This window comes from Streptomyces sp. TOM-9, assembly GCF_056858595.1.
In genome coordinates this window covers 4,874,615-4,888,929 of the sequence record NZ_JBXEQB010000001.1, presented here as the reverse complement: position 1 = coordinate 4,888,929, position 14,315 = coordinate 4,874,615, and the positions used below count along the sequence as shown (strand labels likewise).

Sequence of the window (14,315 nt, the reverse complement as noted above, 5' to 3'; positions counted from 1 at the left end):
GCCGCACACCGGCGGGAGGGTCACCAGCCGGCGTGATGTGCGTCGCGCTCGCCGACGGGGGGCTCGCCGCCGGCCTCGGCGAAGGCCTGGAGGGCCTGGACGAGGTGGCGTCGTTGTCCTGCGGGCATCGCGTCGACGATGCGGGCGATCTCGGCCCGGCGGCGCTCCGTGACGTCGTTCACGGTGCGCCGCCCGGTCGCGGTCAGCGAGATGACGGTCGTGCGCCGGTCGGTGGGGGAGGCGTCGCGCGTGACCATGTCGATGGCCACGAGGCGGTCCAGCATGCGCAGCGCCGTGGAGGGCTGGACGCCCAGTTCGGCGGCGAGCTGCGAGAGGTTCAGCGCCCCGTGCGTCTCGAGGACGACCAGCATGCGCAGTTGCGGCAGGGTCAGTGCCTCCTCCACCGCGGCGAGCGAGCGGGCGGAGACCGCGACGAGGAGCCGGGACGCCGTCAGCAGGGCACCGACCATCTCCTCGGCGGTGCTCCCGGGGTCGTCGGCGCCGGAGGGGGAGTCGGACGGAGCGCGGGAGCCGGTGGCCATGGGTCCTTTCTACCGTTCCCACGCCCGCCGTACGGGCGTGTACGGCACTCAGGTGAACGGGTGCGGCGCCGGGAACCCGCGGCCCCGGAGAGCCGTTGAGCGATTGGGCAAAGGAATCGTCAAGGGGCGCGGCCCGCGCCGGAATGAGCAGGGAGATCCCATGGGTGTCAGCCTTTCCAAGGGCGGCAATGTCTCGCTGACGAAGGAGGCCCCGGGACTGACCGCGGTCACCGTCGGTCTGGGCTGGGACGTCCGTACGACCACCGGCACCGACTTCGACCTCGACGCGAGCGCGCTCCTGGTCAACGCCGAGAGCAAGGTGGTCTCGGACAAGCACTTCGTGTTCTTCAACAACCTGAAGAGCCCGGAGGGCTCGGTGGAGCACACCGGCGACAACCTCACCGGCGAGGGTGAGGGTGACGACGAGCAGGTGAAGGTGAACCTGGCCACCGTGCCGGCCGAGGTCGAGAAGATCGTCTTCCCGGTGTCGATCTACGACGCCGAGAGCCGCCAGCAGTCGTTCGGCCAGGTCCGCAACGCCTTCATCCGTGTGGTGAACCAGGCCGACAACAACGAGCTCGCCCGCTACGACCTCTCCGAGGACGCCTCCACCGAGACGGCGATGGTCTTCGGCGAGCTGTACCGCAACGGCGCCGAGTGGAAGTTCCGCGCCGTCGGCCAGGGCTACGCCTCGGGCCTGCGCGGCATCGCGCAGGACTTCGGCGTCAACCTGTGAGCGTGGGGTAGCCGTACGCCCGGGCGGCCGGGCACGTACGACGACGCAGGGGCGGCCGGGACGGGGGTCAGGCGACGCGCGCTGCGAGCTCCTTGGCCTTGGCGGTGGCCTGCTCGTGCGCCTTGGTGCGGGAGGCGTCGGAGGCCTCGACGAGGCCGGACATGGCCGGGACGACGCGGGCCAGGGTCAGCTCGGGGACGATGAACTCGACGTCGGTGATGCCGAGGCAGCCCTGCAGGACCTTCTCCAGGTAGTTGGTCACGAACTCGAAGTCCTCACGCGGGGTGCCGGGGCCGTAGCCGCCGCCGCGGCTGGCCACCACGACGACCGGGGTGTCCGCGGCGGAGGGCTGCTCGCCCGCGGTGCGGCCCAGGATGATCACCTGGTCGAGCCAGGCCTTGAGGGTGCTGGGGATCGAGAAGTTGTACATCGGCGCGCTGATCAGGAGGGCGTCGGCCCGTTCGAGTTCGTCGGCCAGCTCGTTGCGGAGCGGGTGCTCGGCACCGCCCACGTAGTGGGTCGCGTCGAGGTGCGGCACGGGCTCGGCGTTCAGGTCGCGGTAGACCACGACGCCGCCCGGGTGCTGGGCCTCCCATTCCTTGCGGAAGGAGTTCGCCACGTCACGGGACGCGGAGGTCTCGGAGGGCCAGATGGACGAGTCGAGGTGCAGCAGCGTGGGCATGGGGGTGCCTCCACTTCCGTAAAGTTCGGAGTGAAAAATTCGTGCGTTGCTATTGCTACCACAGGACCTTACTTTTCTGCAGCACGTAACGGCAAGCCGGGTACCCTTGTGGCCATGGGACAGGGGACTGAGCCGGCCGCGCACGACGCGGAGCCGTGCGCCAAGGTCGACGTCGGGCTGACCCGCGTCTTCGGGATCCTCGGCAAGCGCTGGAGCGGCCTGATCGTGGCCGTCCTCACGCAGCGGCCGGCGTACTTCGTCGAACTGCGCCGGGCCATCCCCAAGATCAGCGAACGGATGCTCTCCGACCGGCTCACGGAGCTGGCCGAGGCGGGCATCGTCGTCCGCGAGGTGGACCCCGGCCCGCCGCTGAGGGTGAGCTACCGCCTCACCGAAGCCGGTGAGGCGCTCGGTCCGGCCCTGGGGGAGCTGGGGTCGTGGGCGGAGAAGTACCTCCCCGACGGCGCCGCCGCCTGTACGGAGGGCGCGGAGGCCTGCGGCTCAGGGGCGGGGGCGACCGGCTGACGCCGGGTCAGGCCTGCTGCTCCGCGGCGTCGTTGTAGCGGGTCAGGTAGGCGGCGAAGCGTTCCAGGTCGGTGTCGTCCCAGTCCGCGAGCCTCCCGCACACGATGTGCCGTGCGGCGCGGTTCGCCTCGGCGAGCAGGGCCGCGCCCGCCGCGGTCGGCAGCAGCACCTGGACGCGGTGGTCGGCGGGCTCGGGGCGCCGCTCGACGAGGCCCAGCCGCTCCAGGGTGGCGACCTGGCGGCTGACCGTCGACTTGTCCAGCAGGAACGCCTGCGCGAGGTCCGTGGCCCGGCAGTCCCGGTGCTCGCTCATGTGGGCCAGTAGCGTGTACGCCACCAGGGACAGCTGTGGGTGCATACGGGCCACCGCGGTGCGTGCGCGGCGGGCGAACGCGGTCATCTCGCGGTGGATCGTCTCGACGGACGCGCCTTTGCCGGCCTGCATGCTTGTAGGCTACATCTGACTGGATCGGGGTGGTCCGATCCGGTTCGTCCCCGGGGTCAGGCGGGCAGCGGCAGCTCGAACCAGACGACCTTGCCGACCGCCTTGCGGCTGGTGCCCCAGCGCCGGGAGAGGTTGCTGACCAGGGCCAGGCCGCGGCCCTCCTCGTCGTCGGCGTCCGCGCGGCGCAGCTGCGGCAGGTTGTGGTCGTCGTCGCTGACCTCGACCAGCAGCTTGCCGACCCGCATCAGCCGCAGCGACACCTCGTGCGAGGCGACCCGCAGCGCGTTGGTCACCAGCTCGCTGACCAGCAGCTCGGTCAGGTCGCTGACCCCTTCCAGCCCCCACCGCGCCAGCTGCTCACGGGTGAGCGCCCGTGCCCGCCGGACGTCGGAGAGGTCCATCGACAGCCGCCACTCGGCGACGTCCTCGGACGGGATGCCCTGGAAGTTGGCGACCAGCAGCGCCACGTCGTCGCGACGGTCGTCGGAGTGGACACGGCTGAGGATCTGCTCGCAGACGTCCTCGGGGGTCTGCTGGGGCTCGATGACGTTGGAGCACAGCGCCGCCAGGCCCGCGTCTATCCCCTGACCGCGCACCTCCACCAGGCCGTCGGTGCACAGCACCAGCCAACTGCCGTCCGGTACGGGGATCTCGACCGTCTCGAAGGGCACGCCGCCGACGCCGATCGGGGCGCCCTTGGGGATCTGCAGCAGTTCGCTGCGGCCGTCGTGCCGGGCCAGCACCGGCGGGATGTGGCCGGCGTTGGCCAGGGTCAGGGTCCGGTGGATCGGGTCGTAGACCGCGTACACGCACGTCGCCAGGTGCTCGGCGCCGAGGCGGTGGGCGAGGTTGTCCAGGTGCCGCAGCAACTGCGCGGGCGGCAGGTCGAGCGCGGCCATCGTGATCACGGAGGTGCGGAACTGGCCCATCACGGCCGCCGACAGCAGACCGTGGCCCATCACGTCGCCGACGATCAGCGCCACGCGCCCGCCGGGCAGCTGGATGGCGTCGAACCAGTCGCCGCCGACCTGGGCCTGACGGTCACCGGGCATGTACCGGTGGGCGATCCGCACCCCGGGGATGCGGGGCGGGCGGGTCGGCATCATGCTGCGCTGCAGGGTCGCGGCGGCGCGCGACTCCAGGCGGTGCAGCCGGGCGTTGTCCAGGTGCACGGCGCCGCGGGCGGCGACCTCGGCGGCGGTCGCGGCGTCCTTGGCGTCGAAGGGGCGGCGGCCGGGGTGGCGCAGGAAGCACATCCGTCCCAGCACCGTGCCCCGTGCGGTGAGCGGTACGACGACCATCGACCGCTCGGGCAGTAACGGGCCGAGGCCGGGGACGCCCAGGTCGAGCGCGATGTCCCGGGCCAGTGCCGGGTCTATCACCGGCACGAGCAGCGGCTCGCCCAGCCGCGGGGTGGAGTCGGCGGGCAGTGGGATCAGTTCGCCCTCCGGCAGGGCGGCCGCCCACGGGCCGGGAGTGGTGTCGGTGTGGGCGACGGCGACCCGGCGCGCGATGATCGTGTCCCCGGTCAGGTCGTCCTTCGGCGGCTCGGCGTCGGAGAACAGCTGGTCGACGACGAGGACGGCGGCGAAGTCGGCGAAGCGCGGCACGGTGACGGCGCACAGCTCGCGGGCGGTCGTCGCCAGGTCGAGGGTCGTGCCGACCTTGGCCCCGGTCTCCCGGAGCAGGGCGAGTTGTTCGTCCAGCACGTGGCCCGGGGCGAGCGAGACGCTGGGTGCGGCCACCGGGACCAGTACCGGCGCCGCGACGTCGCCGCGAGGGCCGGGCAGCAGCTCCGGGTGCGCGGGCCGGGTGCGCCGGGCGGGCCGGGTGGGCCGTGCGGTGCGGCCGGTGGCGGGGTTCGCGGCGGGCTGGGCCACGGTCGTGCCGTGCTCCTCGGGGAGCACGGGGAGCAGCACGGTGCCGTCGACCTCCACCGCCGGGTAGCCCAGGGGCACGATCTGACGCACGATCCGGTCCAGCCGGCCCGCGCTGACCCGGGGCAGCACCGAGCCGAGCCGGCCGGCCAGGTGCTCGGCGTGCGCGGGGTCGGCGGCCGGGGCGAGGCGCGGGATGATGCGGACGGCGCCGCGGGCGGTGGTGCCGTCGGCGGTGTAGGGCAGCAGGTGGTCGCCGAGCGCGAGGCGCGGCCCGGTGTCGCGCAACGGGCGGGCGTTGGCGGCGATCACCAGCAGGCTCCGGCCGGCCGGCTCCATGATGCGGTAGGACCACCACACCACGTCCTTGACGCCGCCGTCGCGGTCGGTGGTGGGCAGCGATCCGGCCCAGGCGGACCGGGTGAACTCGTCCAGCACCTCCAGGGCGTCCTGCTCACCGGGGTGCCGGCCCGCGGTGTGCGGCAGCAGTCCGGCCGCCGGGCGGCCGAACACGCCCTCCCAGCGGTGGCCGAAGAGTTCCTCGGCACCGCGGTTCCAGTACGAGATGTCACCGTCGGGGCCGACGCAGAGCACGGCGAGGCGTACGAGCGCGGAGACACCGGTGGCTGCGAGCGGGGTCGTGGTCGTGGGAAGCCTGGTCATCTCGTCCAACGTCGGGCACCTGCGGTTCGGCTGCGGTTCGGCGCGGAAGGCTGAAGGAGCATCAGGGTCGGGTCTTCACCGTCCAGGCAAGCATGAAACATCGGACGCGGTCCGGTAAATGGCTAGATTGCCCCCAGGAGTGACCAACCGGGCATGGCCCGTGGGGAGGAAGAGCACGTGGAGCACAGGCTTCCGCACATCGCGGGGTTCCAGAGATGGCCGCACGACGGCGCGCCCAAGCGGGAGGGCAAGGCGCTGCGGGAGGCGGTGCCGCGCGAGGCGCACGCGGTGTTCACTCCGGGCGCCGACCGGCCGGGCGCGGTGGAGGCGGTGCGGGAGTCGAGCCTCGGACGCATCCCGGAACTCGTCCCGCTGCGGGTGGGGAGGATGGCGGCGAGCCCCTTCGCCTTCCTCCGCGGCTCGGCCGGGCTGATGGCGGCCGACCTCGCGGGCGGCCCGGTCACCGGGATCGGCGCCCAGATCTGCGGTGACGCGCACGCCGCCAACTTCGGCCTGTACGGGGACCACCTCGGCCGGCTGGTCATGGACATCAACGACTTCGACGAGACCGTCCACGGCCCCTGGGAATGGGACGTCAAGCGGCTCGCCACCTCCCTGGTGCTGGCCGGGCGCGAGGCCGGGGCGGACGAGGACGCGTGCCGGGGCGCCGCCTTCGACGCGGTGGGCGCGTACCGGCGCACCATGCGGCTGCTGGCGAAGATGCCCGTGCTGGACGCCTGGCACGCCATCGCCGACGAGGAGCTGGTCACGCACGCCGACGCCCGCGACCTGGCGGGCACGCTGCGCCTGGTGGCCGGGAAGGCGCGCCGCAACACCAGCGCCAAGTTCGCGGCGCGGGCCACGGAGGAGGTCGAGGGCGGCGGCCGCCGCTTCGTCGACGCGCCCCCGGTGCTGCGCCGGGTGCCGGACGGGGAGGCGGCGGCGGTCGCCGGGGCCCTGTCGGACGGCGGCTACCTCGCGACGATCGGTGAGGACCGGCGGCCGCTGCTGGCCCGGTACGCGGTGCACGACGTGGCGTTCCGGGTGGTCGGGACGGGCAGCGTGGGCACGAGGTCGTACGTGGTGCTGCTCCTGGACCACCTCGGTCAGCCGCTGGTGCTCCAGGTGAAGGAGGCCCGGCCCTCCGCGCTGCTGCCGTACCTGGGGAAGGCCGGGTTCGACGCGCCCGCGGTGGAGCACGAGGGACGGCGCGTCGTGCTGGGCCAAAAACGCATGCAGGTCGTCAGCGACAGCCTGCTGGGCTGGGCCGACGTGGACGGCCGTCCCCACCAGGTACGGCAGTTCCGCAACCGCAAGGGCAGCGTCGACCCCGCGGAGCTGGAGGCCGGCTTGATAGACGACTACGCGCGGATGACGGGTGCGCTGCTGGCCCGGGCGCACGCGCACTCCGCGGACCCCCGGCTGATCGCGGGCTACTGCGGCAAGGGCGGGCAACTCGACGAGGCGGTCGCGGCCTTCGCGGTCGCGTACGCCGACCGGACCGAGGCGGACCACGCCGAGCTGGTGGCGGAGGTACGGGCCGGGCGGATCGCCGCGGAACAGGGTGTGTGAGGGCCCGGGCGCCGGTGTGCCGGGGCAGGTACCAGGCCGTACCCTGTGACCGGCGCCCCCCACTCCTCGTAGGCTGGACCGGTGACGAATTCCCCCGGCACCGAGTCGGCCCCCGGCACCGAGTCGGCCGCCGCATCCTCCGAACCCCAGGACCGGCTGGCCCAGGCGGTGCGTGCCGCCGAGCGGGCCCTGATCGAGTTCGAGATCGCCGTGGAGACCTTCAGGGTGGAGGTCGAGAACTTCTCCCGGCTGCACCACCAGAAGCTCGGCCCGATGTACGCCCGGCTCGACGAGCTCGACGCGCTGATCGCGGAGGCGGTCGCGGCCAAGAGCGGCTCCCGCGAGGACATCCAGCGCGCCTGGGAGGCGCGCGCCCTCGTGATGCCGATGCCGGGGGTGGAGGAGCTCTTCGAGGGCCTGCTCGGCTCGGACGGGGTCCGGCCCCAGGAGGACCCGAACCCGCCGCGCCGCGTACGGCCCGGCAAGGAGGCGCAGCGGCTCTACCGCGAGCTGGTCCGCAAGGCCCACCCGGACCTGGCGCAGGACGAGGCCGAGGTCGAGCGCCGCAGCGAGTTCATCGCCCGGGTCAACGAGGCGTACACCTACGCCGACGAGCAGCGGCTGCGGGAGCTCGCGGAGGAGTGGGAGGCCGGGCCGGTCCCGGAGGAGGAGCAGCCGAGCGAGGCCGAGGTGCTGTACGCGCGGCTGGAGTGGCTCGCGCAGCGCAAGGAGCGGCTCGCCGCGCTCGCCGCCGACCTGGAGAACAGCGCGATCGCGCAGATGATGAAGCTCGCCCCGGAGGACCCGGACGGGCTGCTCAACGAGATCGCGGAGAACCTCCTCAACCAGGTCGCCAACCGGGAGGCCCGGCTGGCGGAGCTGGTGCGCTCCTCGAAGGGGTCCGATTAGCGCGTCGGGTACGTTCGACGTGCACGCCCCGACCGAAGGAGTCCGTTCCATGTTCTACGCCCAGCTGCCCGCGGTGGACGCGGCGCAGGTCCCCGCCGACGGCTACCTGCTCGACGTCCGGGAGCACGACGAGTGGGACGCCGGGCACGCCGAGGGCGCGGTGCACATCCCGATGGGCGAGGTCGTGGCCCGCATCGAGGAGGTCCCGGCGGACCGCCGGGTGCACGTCGTGTGCCGGGTCGGCGGCCGCTCGGCGCAGGTCGCCCAGTACCTGATCGCGCAGGGCCTCGACGTGGTGAACGTCGACGGCGGCATGCTCGGCTGGGAGGCCGCGGGCCGCCCGCTGGTGACGGACGGCGCGGGCCCGGCGCACGTGCTCTGAGGCCTTGCGCGGCGGCCCCGGAGGCCGTCAGGCCTCGGCGGCCAGCAGGTCGCCCAGCTCCTCCTCGTGGGCGGCGGCGGGGCCGAGGGAGAGCTCCAGCTGTTTGGCCCAGGCGTGGTAGCGGTGCAGCGGGTAGTCGGTGTCGGCGCCGAAGCCGCCGTGCAGGTGCTGCGCGGTCTGCACCACCCGTCGTACGCCCTCCGAGGCCCAGATCTTGGCGACCGCGACGTCGGCGGGGTCCAGCCGCCAGGCGGCCTGCCAGCAGGTGACCTCCATCGCCCGCAGGTCGATGTAGCGGTCGGCGGACTGCATGGCCACCGCCTGGAAGGTGGCCAGCGGGTGCCCGAACTGCTCGCGCTTGGCGGTGTAGGCGCCGGTCATGCGCAGGACGGCGGTGCCCAGCCCCAGCGCCAGGGCGCAGGTGCCGGTGGTCAGCAGCCGGCGCAGCCGGTCCCAGGCGCCGTCGGCGGTGATCACGTCTCCCGCGGGGACGCGGACGGCGTCCAGCCGGAGCTCGGCGTGGCGCTCCCCGCTGGTCGAGATCTGTTCGGCCGCGGTGACCGCCTCGCGCGGGACGAGGGCGATGACCGTACGGCCTCCCGCGGCGGAGGCCGGGACCAGGACGAGGTCGGCGTGCGGGGCCCAGGGGACGGCGGTCTGGACGCCGTCGAGCAGCCAGTCGCGGGCGGCGCCGTGCCCGTGGCTGTTCGCGTCTGCGTCCGTCTCCACGGGCCGCGCGGTGACGGCGAGCTCCGCGCCGTCGTGGCCGGTGCGGCCCGCGGAGGCGACGGTCAGGACGAGGTTGCCGCGGCCGACCGCGGGCAGCAGCCGGGCGCGCAGCTCCTCGGGGCCGTCGCCCTGCACGGCGAGTGCGGCGGCACAGGTCTCCAGCAGCGGCACCCGGGCGAGTACGGCCCCGGCCTCGCGCAGCACCAGGCACAGTGCGACCGGGTCGAGACCGGCCCCGCCGTACGCCTCGTCGAGCACCAGCCCGAGGAGGTCGGCGGCGGCCAGCCGGCGCCACAGCGGGCGGTCGAAGTCCTCCGCCACCGCGCCGGCGGTGAGCGCGGGGCTCGGTACGGCGTCGGGGGACACGCCGGAGAACACCGCCCGTGCCGCCTCGACGGCCGCCAGCTGCTCCTCGCTGAAGCTGAAGTCCATGGCCCGACCTCCCGGACGCGTCCATTCTGACGGTGTGTCAGATTAGGCGGACCGGGCGGGGAAGTCCACATCCCCGTCGCCGCCTCCCTGCCCCTGCCCGTGGCGCCCGCGGCCCGTGCTGACCGGGACGGCTGTACCGCACGCGTGTGGCATGAGTACCGTTCCGTGCTGAGCGGACACGGGGAACACGAGCGGAGAACCACGATGGAGCCACCCGAGGAGTCCGGGGGACCGGCCGGGATAGCCGCGCTGTCGCCACCGGCCCGGGCCGTGGTCGCGCTGGCGCTGGCCGCGGCCGCGGTCGGCGTCGCGGTGCACCTGCTCATGGTCTTCCTGCACGTCGCGCCCACGAACACCGCCACCAAGAAGCACGGCGACCTGGTGGGCAGCTACATCTACCCCGAGTTCGAGCAGAACTGGAAGCTCTTCGCACCCAATCCGCTCCAGCAGAACATCCACGTCTGGGCGCGCGCCGATGTCCACAAGGACGACGGCACCGACCAGGTGACCGGCTGGATCGACCTCACGGCCATGGACATCGCCGCCATCAGGCACAACGTCCTGCCCAGCCACACCCAGCAGAACGAGCTGCGCCGGGCGTGGAGCTTCTACGCCGCCTCCCACGGTGAGAAGGACAAGCCCATCGGCGTGCGCGGCGAGCTGAGCAGGCAGTACCTGGAACGCATCGTGGAGGACCGCATCGGGCCCCGGCTCGACGGCGGCGACGTCGTCCGCCTGCAGGTGCGCACCGGCACCACGCCGGTCGCGGCCCCCACCTGGAGCCCCGAGGAGATCGACACGCGCACCACCTTCCAGGTGCTGCCCTGGTGGAACGCGCACGGGGCGGACGAGGACGAGGGAGCTGGGAGCGGGGAGGACGCGTCGTGAGCGAAGCCGTGAACGAGTCCGCGCACGGGGCGGCCGCGGAGCCCGTGGACCGCCCCGTACCCGGGCCAGCGGCGTCCCGTGGCCGCCCGGCCCCCGCCGCCCGCCCGGCCCCCGTCCCGTCCCCCTTCGCCGGACTGCTCGACTCCGCCGCGGGCGGTCTGTCGCGTGGCCTGGCCCGGATCACCGGCACCACCGTCGGCCCGTACCAGACCGCCGTGGTGCGGATCGGCATCTCACTGGCCTGGCTGCTGTTCCTGCTGCGCGAGTGGCCGCACCGCCACGAGCTCTACGGGCCGGACGGGGCCTGGAGCTGGGACCTGGCGAACCGGCTCGTCGCCGACAACCACGCCTTCACCCTGCTGCTGTGGGGCAGGGCCGACGCGTGGTTCGAGGTCGTGTACGCGGGTGCGATCGTGACGAGCGCGATGCTGCTGCTCGGCTGGCGGACCCGCACGGCCTCGCTGCTGTTCATGATCGGCGTGCTCTCCCTGCAGAACCGGAGCGTGTTCGTCGGCGACGGCGGCGACAACGTGATCCACCTGATGGCGATCTACCTCGTCCTCACCCGGTGCGGGCAGGTATGGTCGCTCGACGCCCGCCGCCGCGCCAAGGGGCGGGACGGCGACGGCGCGGGGATCGCGCTGTGGATCGTCCTCGGGCTCGTGCTCACCGTGGCGCAGCTGCTCGGCCGTACCGGCCTGCACTGGACCGACGGCCTGCTGCCCTGGCTCGGCTGGACCCCGTTCCTGTGGGGCTTCCTGCTGCTGCAGGCCGTGTGGTGGGCGGTGCGGCGGTACGCGCCGGGCGAGCCGCAGGCGGTCCTCGGGATCCTCGCCAACATCCTGCACGCCGCCGGTCTGCTGGTGATCGTCGTCGAGGTGTGCCTGATCTACGCCACGGCGGGCTGGTACAAGGTCCAGGGCTCGCGCTGGCAGGACGGCACCGCGGTGTACTACCCGCTCCACCTGGACGACTTCAGTCCCTGGCCGGGGCTGTCCCACGCGATGGCCGCCAGCGGACTGATGGTCATGGTGATCACCTACGGCACGGTGATCGTCCAGGTCGCCTTCCCCTTCACCCTCTTCAACCGCCGGGTGAAGAACGTGCTCCTCGCGTTGATGATGCTGGAGCACGCCTCGATCGCGGTCGTCCTCGGACTGCCGTTCTTCTCGCTGGCGATGATCGCCGCCGACGCGGTCTTCCTGCCCACCGGCTTCCTGCGCTGGGCGGGCGACCGGGTGACGCGTCCGCTGCGGCGCGGCTCCGCCGGGGAGCCGGAGGACGGCCGGCCGCAGGACGCGGAAGGCGGGGAAGGCGGGGAAGGCGGGGAAGGAGCGGGGGACGTGCAGGCGCGGGCGGTCGCGGGGCAGCGAGAGCCGGGACCGGCCGGCGAGCCCGCCCCCTCTAATCTCGTGGTGTGAGCACCAGCCAGGACGACGCGGCCGAGCCGCTGCAGTACGACGATGGCTTCGGCCCCGAGGTCGGGGTCGGGCCGCACCCGCGGCCCTGGCCGGAGGACCCGCGCTACGACGCCGAGCTGCTCGCGCAGGGCGACCGCCGCAACGTGGTGGACGAGTACCGCTACTGGACGCGGGAGGCGATCGTCGCCGACCTCGACACCCGGCGCCACGACTTCCACGTCGCCGTCGAGAACTGGCAGCACGACTTCAACATCGGGTCCGTGGTGCGCACCGCCAACGCCTTCCTGGCCAAGGAGGTGCACATCGTGGGGCGGCGCCGCTGGAACCGGCGCGGCGCCATGGTGACCGACCGCTACCAGCACGTGCGCCACCACCTGGACGTCGCGGCGCTGGCCACGTGGGCGGCCGCGGAGGACCTGCCGATCATCGGGATCGACAACCTCCCCGGTGCCGTGCCGCTGGAGACCACCGAGCTGCCACGGCGCTGCGTGCTGCTCTTCGGGCAGGAGGGGCCCGGGCTGACCGACGAGGCGTGGAAGCACGCGGCGGCGGTCTGCTCGATCGCCCAGTTCGGCTCCACGCGCTCGATCAATGCGGGCGCCGCGGCGGCCATCGCCATGCACGCCTGGATCCAGCGCTACGCGCAGGTGGGTACGGAGCAGCCCCGTCCGGAGTGACAGGGCTGCTCCGGACGGGGCTGTCGGTGGTGCGGGCGGGCCGGATCAGGCCTGGCGGCGGACCTCGATGACCCGGAAGCGGCTCGCGACGAAGGCGCCGTCGCACAGGGCCGCGTTGGCGGCCGGGTTGCCGCCGGAGCCGTGGAAGTCGGAGAAGGCGGCCGTCTGGTTGACGTACACCCCGCCGGTCAGGTTGAGGGAGAGCTGGGCGGCCTCCTCCAGGCAGACCTCCTCGATCTGCTGTTCCACCTCGCCGGAGGTGGTGTAGGCGCCGACCGTCATGGCGCCCTTCTCCCGCACGGTGCGGCGCAGCAGGTCGACCGAGTCCTTGGAGGAGTCCATGGCGACCGCGAAGGCGACCGGGCCGAAGCACTCCGACATGTAGGCGGCCTCGTCGTCCGGCTTCGCGCCGTCCAGCTTCACGATCACCGGGGTGCGGACCACGGCGTCCGGGAAGTCGGGGTGCGCGACCTCGCGGGAGGCGAGCGCGACCTCGCCGAGGGAGGCGGCGGCCTCCAGGCGTGCCTTCACATCGGGGTTGACCAGGGCGCCCAGCAGGGCGTTGGCCCGGGCGTCGTCGCCGAGCAGCCCGCCCACGGCGGCCGACAGATCGCCCACCACCTCGTCGAAGCCCTTGTGGCCGTCGTCGGTGGCGATGCCGTCACGCGGGATCAGCAGGTTCTGCGGGGTGGTGCACATCTGGCCGCTGTACAGGGACAGGGAGAAGGCCAGGTTGGACAGCATGCCCTTGTAGTCGTCCGTGGAGTCGACGACGACGGTGTTGACGCCGGCCTTCTCGGTGAAGACCTGGGCCTGGCGGGCGTTGTCCTCCAGCCAGTCGCCGAAGGCGGTGGAGCCCGTGTAGTCGATGACGCGGACCTCGGGGCGCAGCGCCAGCGTCTTGGCCAGGCCCTCGCCGGGGCGCTCGGCCGCCAGGCAGACCAGGTTCGGGTCGAAGCCGGACTCGGCGAGCACCTCGCGGGCGATCCTGACCGTCAGCGCGAGCGGGAGCACGGCGCGCGGGTGCGGCTTGACCACGACCGCGTTGCCGGTGGCCAGGGAGGCGAAGAGGCCCGGGTACCCGTTCCAGGTGGGGAAGGTGTTGCAGCCGATCACGAGCGCGATGCCGCGCGGCACCGTCGTGAAGTCCTTGCGCAGGGTCAGCGGGTCGCGCTTGCCCTGCGGCTTGACCCACTCGGCCGTGCCGGGGGTGCGCACCTGCTCCACGTAGGCGTACGCGACCGCTTCGAGGCCGCGGTCCTGCGCGTGCGGGCCGCCGGCCTGGAAGGCCATCATGAAGGCCTGGCCGGAGGTGTGCATGACCGTGTGGGCCATCTCCGTGGTGCGCGCGTTGATCCGGGCCAGGATCTCCAGGCAGACCAGGGCCCGGTTCTCCGGGCCGGCCTCGCGCCAGGCGGGCATCGCGGCCTTCATCGCGGGGAGGAGCACGTCGACGTCCGGGTGCGGGTACTCCACACCCAGCTCGATGCCGTACGGGGACACCTCGCCGCCGGTCCAGCCGTCGGTGCCGGGCTGGTCCAGGTCGAAGCGGGTGCCGCGCAGGGCGTCGAACGCGGCCTGGGCGGTCTCGCCGTCCGCGTATGCCTTCGGGTGCTCGGGGTACGGAGACCAGTACTCGCGGGTACGGATCGCCTCGAGCGCCTTGTCGAGCGTCTCGCGGTGCTGTGCGACCGACGTGACAGCGGTGGGTTCGGCAGCCATGGGGCCAACTCCTCGTCGAGCTGGATTGGGGTGGGCAGGGTGCTGGCTTCCCCGCTAGATTAACCGAATGTTCGGTCGGGACAAGGGGGCCGACCGAAGCTGTGGACAACTGG

General features: G+C 73.1%; 14 protein-coding genes. 8 read left to right on the top strand and 6 right to left on the bottom strand.

Features of this window, described 5'->3' with window-relative positions:
* Positions 1 to 20 precede the first annotated feature (20 nt).
* A complete protein-coding gene (locus tag AC1VWI_RS22715) occupies positions 21 to 542 on the bottom strand; it encodes a MarR family winged helix-turn-helix transcriptional regulator (RefSeq protein WP_499512863.1) in 522 nt (173 codons plus the stop codon).
* A gap of 160 nt (positions 543 to 702) precedes the next feature.
* Here AC1VWI_RS22715 and AC1VWI_RS22710 point away from each other — a divergent pair, with 160 nt between their 5' ends.
* Positions 703 to 1,278, top strand: a complete 576-nt coding sequence (locus tag AC1VWI_RS22710; protein WP_431959002.1) for a TerD family protein — start codon at positions 703 to 705, stop codon at positions 1,276 to 1,278.
* 67 nt (positions 1,279 to 1,345) lie between these two features.
* On the opposite strand, the gene AC1VWI_RS22705 is transcribed toward AC1VWI_RS22710, so the two are convergent.
* Entirely contained in the window at positions 1,346 to 1,960 is a 615-nt protein-coding gene (locus AC1VWI_RS22705; protein WP_499512862.1) for an FMN-dependent NADH-azoreductase, read from the bottom strand.
* Positions 1,961 to 2,074: 114 nt separating this feature from the next.
* On the opposite strand from AC1VWI_RS22705, the gene AC1VWI_RS22700 reads away from it, so the two are divergent.
* Positions 2,075 to 2,485 (top strand): winged helix-turn-helix transcriptional regulator, encoded by a 411-nt coding sequence (locus AC1VWI_RS22700; RefSeq protein ID WP_499512861.1) that lies wholly within the window; start codon positions 2,075 to 2,077, stop codon positions 2,483 to 2,485.
* Between the two features lie 7 nt (positions 2,486 to 2,492).
* Here AC1VWI_RS22700 and AC1VWI_RS22695 read toward each other — a convergent pair whose 3' ends face one another.
* Together AC1VWI_RS22695 and AC1VWI_RS22690 are read right to left on the bottom strand one after the other, a co-directional pair.
* The gene (locus AC1VWI_RS22695) at positions 2,493 to 2,930 is read right to left on the bottom strand and encodes a MarR family winged helix-turn-helix transcriptional regulator (RefSeq protein WP_499512860.1); all 438 of its coding nucleotides are present in this window, start codon (positions 2,928 to 2,930) and stop codon (positions 2,493 to 2,495) included.
* Between the two features lie 56 nt (positions 2,931 to 2,986).
* Positions 2,987 to 5,470 carry an ATP-binding SpoIIE family protein phosphatase gene (locus tag AC1VWI_RS22690; RefSeq protein WP_499512859.1) on the bottom strand — a complete coding sequence of 828 codons (2,484 nt, stop codon included), beginning with the start codon at positions 5,468 to 5,470 and terminating at the stop codon, positions 2,987 to 2,989.
* A gap of 177 nt (positions 5,471 to 5,647) precedes the next feature.
* Here AC1VWI_RS22690 and AC1VWI_RS22685 point away from each other — a divergent pair, with 177 nt between their 5' ends.
* The 3 genes from AC1VWI_RS22685 (at position 5,648) to AC1VWI_RS22675 (ending at position 8,333) form a co-directional block, all read left to right on the top strand.
* Positions 5,648 to 7,042, top strand: coding sequence for a DUF2252 domain-containing protein (locus AC1VWI_RS22685; RefSeq protein WP_499512858.1), 1,395 nt, complete (start codon positions 5,648 to 5,650; stop codon positions 7,040 to 7,042).
* An 81-nt stretch (positions 7,043 to 7,123) separates the two neighbouring features.
* On the top strand, positions 7,124 to 7,951 hold the full coding sequence (locus AC1VWI_RS22680; RefSeq protein ID WP_499512857.1) for a hypothetical protein: 828 nt from the start codon (positions 7,124 to 7,126) through the stop codon (positions 7,949 to 7,951).
* A gap of 49 nt (positions 7,952 to 8,000) precedes the next feature.
* Positions 8,001 to 8,333, top strand: a complete 333-nt coding sequence (locus AC1VWI_RS22675) for a rhodanese-like domain-containing protein (protein WP_499512856.1) — start codon at positions 8,001 to 8,003, stop codon at positions 8,331 to 8,333.
* A gap of 27 nt (positions 8,334 to 8,360) precedes the next feature.
* Here AC1VWI_RS22675 and AC1VWI_RS22670 read toward each other — a convergent pair whose 3' ends face one another.
* Complete coding sequence (locus AC1VWI_RS22670; protein ID WP_499512855.1) at positions 8,361 to 9,494, bottom strand: acyl-CoA dehydrogenase family protein; 1,134 nt, start codon at positions 9,492 to 9,494, stop codon at positions 8,361 to 8,363.
* 204 nt (positions 9,495 to 9,698) lie between these two features.
* On the opposite strand from AC1VWI_RS22670, the gene AC1VWI_RS22665 reads away from it, so the two are divergent.
* Genes AC1VWI_RS22665 through AC1VWI_RS22655 form a run of 3 tightly spaced genes read left to right on the top strand, consistent with a single transcriptional unit; the run spans position 9,699 to position 12,480 of the window.
* Positions 9,699 to 10,382, top strand: a complete 684-nt coding sequence (locus AC1VWI_RS22665; RefSeq protein ID WP_499512854.1) for a DUF5819 family protein — start codon at positions 9,699 to 9,701, stop codon at positions 10,380 to 10,382.
* On the top strand, positions 10,379 to 11,803 hold the full coding sequence (locus AC1VWI_RS22660; RefSeq protein WP_499512853.1) for an HTTM domain-containing protein: 1,425 nt from the start codon (positions 10,379 to 10,381) through the stop codon (positions 11,801 to 11,803). The genes AC1VWI_RS22665 and AC1VWI_RS22660 overlap by 4 nt, the downstream gene beginning before the upstream one ends.
* Complete coding sequence (locus AC1VWI_RS22655; RefSeq protein WP_499512852.1) at positions 11,800 to 12,480, top strand: TrmH family RNA methyltransferase; 681 nt, start codon at positions 11,800 to 11,802, stop codon at positions 12,478 to 12,480. The genes AC1VWI_RS22660 and AC1VWI_RS22655 overlap by 4 nt, the downstream gene beginning before the upstream one ends.
* A gap of 45 nt (positions 12,481 to 12,525) precedes the next feature.
* On the opposite strand, the gene paaN is transcribed toward AC1VWI_RS22655, so the two are convergent.
* Positions 12,526 to 14,202 (bottom strand): phenylacetic acid degradation protein PaaN, encoded by a 1,677-nt coding sequence (paaN, locus tag AC1VWI_RS22650; protein WP_499512851.1) that lies wholly within the window; start codon positions 14,200 to 14,202, stop codon positions 12,526 to 12,528.
* Positions 14,203 to 14,315: the final 113 nt, after the last annotated feature.

Coding starts and splice junctions, on each gene's coding strand:
- AC1VWI_RS22715 (WP_499512863.1), bottom strand. CDS start 542: ATGGCCACCGGCTCCCGCGCTCCGTCCGACTCCCCCTCCGGCGCCGAC.
- AC1VWI_RS22670 (WP_499512855.1), bottom strand. CDS start 9,494: ATGGACTTCAGCTTCAGCGAGGAGCAGCTGGCGGCCGTCGAGGCGGCA.
- AC1VWI_RS22690 (WP_499512859.1), bottom strand. CDS start 5,470: ATGACCAGGCTTCCCACGACCACGACCCCGCTCGCAGCCACCGGTGTC.
- AC1VWI_RS22710 (WP_431959002.1), top strand. CDS start 703: ATGGGTGTCAGCCTTTCCAAGGGCGGCAATGTCTCGCTGACGAAGGAG.
- AC1VWI_RS22705 (WP_499512862.1), bottom strand. CDS start 1,960: ATGCCCACGCTGCTGCACCTCGACTCGTCCATCTGGCCCTCCGAGACC.
- AC1VWI_RS22665 (WP_499512854.1), top strand. CDS start 9,699: ATGGAGCCACCCGAGGAGTCCGGGGGACCGGCCGGGATAGCCGCGCTG.
- paaN (WP_499512851.1), bottom strand. CDS start 14,202: ATGGCTGCCGAACCCACCGCTGTCACGTCGGTCGCACAGCACCGCGAG.
- AC1VWI_RS22675 (WP_499512856.1), top strand. CDS start 8,001: ATGTTCTACGCCCAGCTGCCCGCGGTGGACGCGGCGCAGGTCCCCGCC.
- AC1VWI_RS22695 (WP_499512860.1), bottom strand. CDS start 2,930: ATGCAGGCCGGCAAAGGCGCGTCCGTCGAGACGATCCACCGCGAGATG.
- AC1VWI_RS22700 (WP_499512861.1), top strand. CDS start 2,075: ATGGGACAGGGGACTGAGCCGGCCGCGCACGACGCGGAGCCGTGCGCC.